The 2,712-nt window shown below is 46.1% G+C and carries 3 protein-coding genes and 1 pseudogene; 1 reads left to right on the top strand and 3 read right to left on the bottom strand.

Going from position 1 to position 2,712, the window contains the following annotated elements:
• Window positions 1–35 precede the first annotated feature (35 nt).
• A pseudogene (locus L691_RS34150) lies at window positions 36–512 on the bottom strand (amino acid permease); the annotation flags it as partial.
• 84 nt (window positions 513–596) lie between these two features.
• Window positions 597–1,958, bottom strand: coding sequence for a diguanylate cyclase domain-containing protein (locus tag L691_RS34145; RefSeq protein WP_232229077.1), 1,362 nt, complete (start codon window positions 1,956–1,958; stop codon window positions 597–599).
• 91 nt (window positions 1,959–2,049) lie between these two features.
• Between L691_RS34145 and L691_RS0102815 the strand changes: the two genes are divergently transcribed.
• Window positions 2,050–2,397: a hypothetical protein gene (locus tag L691_RS0102815; protein WP_198022964.1), complete on the top strand. Its 348-nt coding sequence runs from the start codon at window positions 2,050–2,052 to the stop codon at window positions 2,395–2,397.
• A gap of 170 nt (window positions 2,398–2,567) precedes the next feature.
• On the opposite strand, the gene L691_RS31000 is transcribed toward L691_RS0102815, so the two are convergent.
• Complete coding sequence (locus L691_RS31000) at window positions 2,568–2,705, bottom strand: MazG-like family protein (RefSeq protein WP_084653780.1); 138 nt, start codon at window positions 2,703–2,705, stop codon at window positions 2,568–2,570.
• Window positions 2,706–2,712: the final 7 nt, after the last annotated feature.

The raw sequence follows: 2,712 nt of genomic DNA, 5'->3' as shown, positions 1-2,712 counted from the left end.
CCACCAAACGTGAGGCTAGCCAAATCAGGTTCTCAAAGGACGAACAGCGCGCCAACGTAGAAAAATAAAATCCGCAGAGGAATTTTATTGATAGCCGATGGGATATTTTTTTCCGGATTCGCCGTTTCCGCTGCCGATACCCCCACCAATTCCACACCAACATAGGCGAATACCACCATTTGAAAGGAAAATAAAAAGCCTGAAATGCCGTTCGGAAAAACGCCCCCGTGTTCCCAAAGGTTTAGTATCTTCACCGATCCTGCATCCGTCTTAAATCCCATGACCAGCAAAATGACCCCAATGCCAATCAATGCAAGAATCGTGATCACTTTGATTAAGGCAAACCAAAATTCCAGTTCTCCGAAATTTTTTACCGTTAACAGATTGAGTCCTAATAAAATAATTAAGCAGACGATAGCAGGTACCCACTGCGGGATATCGAACCAATACTGTACATATACGCCAACCGCAATCACATCAGCCATAGCCGTCATGATCCAGCAAAACCAATAGCCCTCATGATTCAAGGCTAATGTCCTGTAAGTTAGGATTTCCCAAATTGCCGTTACTAAAGCTTTGTACAAGACAGCGTATATCTAGAGTGAGAAGCTAGCACCACGTTTAGCAAGGTACATGTTTTGGTCAGCTCTTTTGATCAAATCAGTCACGTTAAGGGCATGATCGGGAAAAACTGCTATGCCTACACTCAGCGAAGTGTAGATGACATTTCCCTCTAGCTCGAAACGTTGGGGGATACCCTGTATAATAATGCCGGTGATTTCATCCAATCGGCCGATCCATTCACTTGGAGTGGTGATACTTATCACGAATTCATCACCGCCGAATCGCGCGCAGCGCATACCTTCATGCTGTAGCAGAGTCATATGTTCCGCGACGGCCTGCAGCAGCAGATCTCCCGTATGGTGACCATACAGGTCATTAACGATTTTGAACTTGTCCAAATCGAAGAATAGGACGGCCACCTGCTCCTGCCTCACTGCGGCAGATGAAAGCATGATAGTGAGCTCTTGTTCGAACGTCCTGCGGTTGAGCAGTCCCGTTAGGCTATCGTAGCTGGCCAGGTATTCCGACCGTTCGAGCGCATGCTTCAACTGCTCAAGCAGCTTCTCACGATCTAGCAGAAACATCACCTGCCTGACAAAGATCAGCACAACAATACTGGTAATGCCTGCAAGAAAGATACTGTTCAAAGGCTGCCCAGCACTGAAGAGCCCGACGAACAGGAGAAGACCGATATAAGGAACGGAAAAACGGAGAATCCGGACGCTGCGCGTGTCACCAGTCAGGATCGGTCGCGAAGCCGGATTCAGCGAATACAAGCCAGCCAAGGCCAAGCAGAAGGAGGCAGATGCCCAGAATGGATCGATCCATGTCGCTAGCGAATCCATATGATGTACGTCGATGAGAAACACATATAGCAAATCTCCAAAGACGTAACATACGAATCCGCCCATAAGAAACAATAGTGTCTTGCTGTTAAACCTCCGCTCACCGTTGAGCAGCCAAACGACCAATATAAAAAACCTTAGAACTGAGGTCACAGGATAGAACAAATCTACCCCAAGTGTAAAAAAATCTAGGTCATCGTTTCCGTAGTAAGCCGGTTTCACCAGGTACCCCCAGCTAATGACTGATATACTGATGAGCAGAATGGCGGAATCGAGTAGATGCCGGGTCCTTTCGCCAGAGTTCTTCAGCCGGACATAAAGCGCGATCAGGTATAGAAAAGAGTTCGAATACCAAAATAGATCGGCGATGCCGATTTCGGGAGCTTCCATCGACCATACCCATTCGTAGGACCCCCAAATCGTCTGAGCAATCCATTCACAAGCGACCCCGATTGCGATGATAACCCAAAATCGCTTTGAAGTCCCAATTTGCTTACGGATGACAAAAACCAAAACCATAAATGATATTGCAGGTGCCAGCATGTTCATGCTGTAAAGCCCAAAGGTGTAGTGGCTTTTCCAAACAGATATAAAAGCCTCTACAGAAACGAAAAGAATAGAGAATATAAGTAGGTAGAAAGTGAAACGGTGCAAATGCATTGGTATCTCCCTCCCTATCATGCGTGTTGTACCTCTGCAAAAAGAAATTGCTGCCGTTGACAAGGAACTCGGAACGCTGGATGCCTCATGGCAGCTAGAACAAAGCTCTGCCGATCCGGTTCCTCTGCATCAAGTAAAGCTGGCTATCAACAGCACCGATGTGAATACGCAAATGAACCTGCTTCAGACGATCGTAAAGCAGATTCATGTGAAAAAAGGCCAGAAAACCGAAGGCATCGGACACCTAATAATGAATAAGTCACTTCCGGCACCCCGCCTTCAAATCGGAGCTTATCGCCTCTATAACAGGCTTTTTTACAGAAAGTGACTTAGGGATAAACCCCTGCTATACAAATCCTTTTCCACGCCTTTTACGCGGTTCTCCACCAAAAAACATGCTGCTACTTATGATATCGTAACAGCTAGGGCGAAATTTAAGGGGCCTCACTAAGGGTGGCTATTTAATAAGCTTAAATCGGTTTTTTAATAGTTTATTTCTTATGAAGTTTCATTACGTATAGCTGCATACTTTGCATTCTTCTTCAGCTTGGCAAGGATGACATCCTCCATATTCAGGTCTAACGACTGAGCCAAGTAGACCGCATACACCAGCACATCAGCCAGTTCATCGGCAATCTGATCC

It is taken from the genome of Paenibacillus zanthoxyli JH29 (assembly GCF_000520715.1).
GTDB lineage: Bacteria > Bacillota > Bacilli > Paenibacillales > Paenibacillaceae > Paenibacillus_AQ > Paenibacillus_AQ zanthoxyli.
The sequence above is the reverse complement of the archived record's forward strand: the minus strand, read 5'-3'. Positions and strand labels throughout refer to the sequence as shown.